This window comes from Komagataeibacter sp. FXV3, from assembly GCF_015155755.1.
In the GTDB taxonomy this organism is placed as follows: Bacteria; Pseudomonadota; Alphaproteobacteria; order Acetobacterales; family Acetobacteraceae; genus Komagataeibacter.
Window position 1 is genome coordinate 1 of the sequence record NZ_VWPI01000128.1, and the last position, 3,593, is coordinate 3,593.

The 3,593-nt window shown below is 62.7% G+C and carries 4 protein-coding genes and 1 pseudogene; 3 read left to right on the forward strand and 2 right to left on the reverse strand.

Features of this window, described 5'->3' with window-relative positions; translation table 11 throughout:
- Window positions 1-374: 374 nt before the first annotated feature.
- Complete coding sequence (locus tag F1542_RS11630; protein ID WP_193733188.1) at window positions 375-800, reverse strand: DUF721 domain-containing protein; 426 nt, start codon at window positions 798-800, stop codon at window positions 375-377.
- Here F1542_RS11630 and mutY point away from each other — a divergent pair.
- From mutY to hemH, 3 genes are all read left to right on the forward strand, one after another.
- The gene (gene mutY, locus F1542_RS11635; protein ID WP_193733190.1) at window positions 799-1,959 is read left to right on the forward strand and encodes an A/G-specific adenine glycosylase; all 1,161 of its coding nucleotides are present in this window, start codon (window positions 799-801) and stop codon (window positions 1,957-1,959) included. The genes F1542_RS11630 and mutY overlap by 2 nt on opposite strands.
- A gap of 56 nt (window positions 1,960-2,015) precedes the next feature.
- On the forward strand, window positions 2,016-2,138 hold the full coding sequence (locus F1542_RS17380; RefSeq protein ID WP_256431449.1) for a hypothetical protein: 123 nt from the start codon (window positions 2,016-2,018) through the stop codon (window positions 2,136-2,138).
- Between the two features lie 79 nt (window positions 2,139-2,217).
- Window positions 2,218-3,285: a ferrochelatase gene (gene hemH, locus F1542_RS11640; protein WP_193733189.1), complete on the forward strand. Its 1,068-nt coding sequence runs from the start codon at window positions 2,218-2,220 to the stop codon at window positions 3,283-3,285.
- A 23-nt stretch (window positions 3,286-3,308) separates the two neighbouring features.
- Here hemH and F1542_RS11645 read toward each other — a convergent pair.
- Window positions 3,309-3,593: pseudogene (locus F1542_RS11645) on the reverse strand (hypothetical protein); the annotation flags it as partial.

Below are 3,593 nucleotides of genomic sequence, written 5' to 3' on the forward strand. Positions count from 1 at the left end.
CCCCATCCGCCGCCGCGCCATGCATAGGCGGCGGGGGCGGGCAGAACGCCGACCAGTCCCATGGACACGGCCAGCAACAGGGCCAACTTACGCATCTCGGGTGGTTCCTTTTCCTGATCTCGTATCTACTGATATTGGCATATGACCGCCTGATATCCAGCCTTGGGTTCACATCATTATATGACAGGCCAGGATGGATTCCATATCTGGGGACTATGTGAAAATAGATTACTGATAAATAAAAACAAAAGTTTTTTGAGTGCCGCCTTTTTTCAAGAAGGCAGCGTTCTTTGAAGCTTTTTGGGAAAAAGCTTCACCAAAAACTTCTTTATAATTTTGAGGGGTGTGCCGAAGGCCGGTTTTCCAGACAGTCCCTACCGGTCACGACCGGCATTCAGCCAGCCACCCAGCCGGGACAGCGCGTCCTTCAGCGGTCCGTCAGGCATGTCGTCAATCTGTACGGGCGGCGGTGGCGGACGACGGGGCGCGGCTGCGGGCATGCGTGGGGCGGCAGTCAGGTCCTGCACCATTTTCAGGCGTTTGACCACGCCCTGCCCGCAGGTGGTGTTGATGCGGGCGATGACGGTGGGGGCAAGGTGCTGCAGTTCCATCGCCACCGGTCCCCGGCAGGCAACGGTCAGGGTGCCAGCACTCAGGCGGCGGGGTACGGTCATGCCCGCCAGATGTGGGCCGACAATATCGGGCCAGTCCGTCATGACCTGCACGGCGGCGGGGGACTGCTTGCGAAAGACGGGGCGGCTGATATGCAGCAGCAGGGCCGCCATGCTGCGCGTGCGCATGGACCGCCGGGGTGGTTCGGGCGGTGATGTCTCATTCTTTCGCTTGCTGCGGGTCGGCGGGTTCGTCATAAACGGGTCCGTGTTACCTTCTGCTGCCGATCTGTTGTGCTGGTATGACCGGCATCGTCGCACTCTGCCATGGCGCGCCCTGCCGGGCCAGAGCGCAGATCCCTATCGCGTGTGGCTGAGCGAAATCATGCTGCAACAGACCACGGTTACAGCGGTCATTCCCTATTTCGAGCGTTTTCTGGACGCCTTTCCCGATGTAACGGCCCTGGCCCGCGCGCCGCAGGACCGGGTGATGGCGCTGTGGGCCGGGCTTGGCTACTACGCCCGCGCGCGCAATCTGCATGCCTGCGCGCGGGTGGTGGCGGAAAATGGCGGTCGCTTTCCCGATACGGTGGCAGGGCTGCTGGAACTGCCGGGAATCGGGGCCTATACCGCTGCCGCCATCGCTGCCATCGCCTTTGGCCGCCCGGTCGTGCCGGTGGATGGCAATGTGGAACGCGTTACGGCGCGGCTGTTCGCCATGACCGATCCGCTGCCCGGGTCGCGCAAGGCCATTGCCCGGCAGGCCACCACGCTGAATACGGACCGGCAGGCCATTGCCCGTCCATCCGATTTCGCGCAGGCCCTGTTTGACCTTGGTGCCGGGATCTGCACGCCGCGTACGCCCGCGTGCGTATTGTGTCCGTGGCGTGAGGCCTGTGCAGGAAACCGGCAGGGAATCGCGGCCAGCCTGCCCCGTCGTGCGCCAAAGGTGGCGCGGCCGGTGCGCCATGGCGTGCATTTCTGCATGGTGGATGCAGCAGGAAATATCCTGCTGGTCAGGCGGCCAGAAAAAGGATTGCTGGGTGGCATGATGGGCCTGCCCGGTCCGCACTGGCGCGATGCGCCATGGCCGCAGGCGGAGGCGCTTGACCATGCGCCCGCCGCACCCCGGCTGCGCGTCAACTGGCAGCGGGTCGGGCAGGTGAAGCATGTCTTTACCCATTTCACGTTGCTGGTCGATGTCTATGCGGCCCGCATATCCACCTTTCCCAACAGTCTGGTAGGGGTGGAGGGGATCATTCATGACGTGGATTGCGACGATGTGGCGCTGCCATCATTAATGCGTAAATGCGTGGAACTGGCACGGGACAGTAATATTTTTGATTGACGCGGGCACGAAACGCGCGGTTGACTGGTAGCTGTCCGATCAGGAAAGGGACCGTGATGTTCACTTTTGTCCAGATGCTTTCCCCCGTTGTCGCCCTGCTGGGGCTTGCTGGCGTGGCATGTTACCTGCGCGCACCGGCACGTGCGCTTCAGCCGGTCCGTGTGCGGACCCGCCGCTGATAGGCAGCATGTGGCAGGGTAACGGGTATGTCCGCCTGTTTCTTTGCATACACGAACGGCTTCATGTAGCAGCCGTTGCATGACATTCATTACCGTAAATCGTGCAGCGCGGCATGAAAATGCCCCGTCGCGAACCGGGGTGCTGCTGAGCAATCTGGGCACCCCGGATGGCACCGGCTATGGCGCGGTGCGTCGTTATCTGGCGGAATTCCTGTCGGACCGGCGCATCATCGAGGCCAGTCCCCTGATCTGGAAACCCATCCTGTACGGGCCGGTGCTGACCTTCCGCCCCCGCAAATCGGGGGAGGCCTATCACCGGATCTGGCATCATGACCGTGATGAAAGCCCGTTACGCACCTATACCCGTGAACAGGCGGAACAGCTCGGCGCGCGGCTGGCGGCAGACGATGTGCCGGTGGCCTGGGGCATGCGCTACGGCCAGCCTTCCATAAAACAGGCGCTGCATGACCTGGTGGCGCAAGGGTGCGACAGGATCCTGCTCGCGCCACTTTATCCCCAGTACAGCGCCACGACGACCGCAACGGCCAATGACCAGGCGTTCCGTGTGCTCATGCGCATGCGTAACCAGCCTGCCATCCGCACGCTACCGCCGTTCCCCGACCATCCCGCCTATATCGCGGCCCTTGGCCGATCCATCTCGGCGCGTCTCGCCTCGCTGGATTTCAAGCCGCAGATGATCGTGGCGTCTTTTCACGGATTGCCGAAGATCTATGTGGAAAAGGGCGATACCTATGCGGCCGACTGTCAGCGCACCATCACGGCGCTGCGCCGCGCCATGGGGTATGATGAACAGATGATGCCGCTGACCTTCCAGTCACGTTTTGGCCCGGCGAAGTGGCTGGAGCCTTACACCGCGCCCTTCATCGAATCGCTGCCCGCGCGCGGGATCGAGCGTATTGCCGTCATCACGCCGGGCTTCATTTCCGACTGTATCGAAACGCTGGATGAAATCGGCAACGAAGCGGGCGATGCTTTCGTCAAGGCAGGCGGCAAGGAACTGGCGCTGATTCCGTGCCTGAATGACTCCCCTGACGCCATTGACCTGCTGGAAGCCCTTGTGCGGCAGGAACTGGGGGGCTGGCTGCCCCGTGCGGGCATGGATACCGCGTCCGTCACCCCAGGTTAAGGCGTGCGTCGCCAGGACCGGCCTTAAGGCCGGTCGCAGCTTTCGGTCAGGGTATTATAGACCTGACCACGCGGGCAGGTGACGGGCCTGCTGGCGGGGGCAGGCTGGCCGGTGGCCGGTTGTCCCTGCCGGGATGGGGCGGTCTGGTCGGTTACAAGCGTGGACAGGTCCTTGTCATAGACGGAATCATCTTCCGGTGCGTTATTGCCCGTGCCGTTATAGATTTCGGGTGCCGCCTGATAGCTGGCACCGGCTGCGGCGGCCCCCATGGCAGGGGGCATGAGACCCGGCCCCGGTTCGTTCTCCAG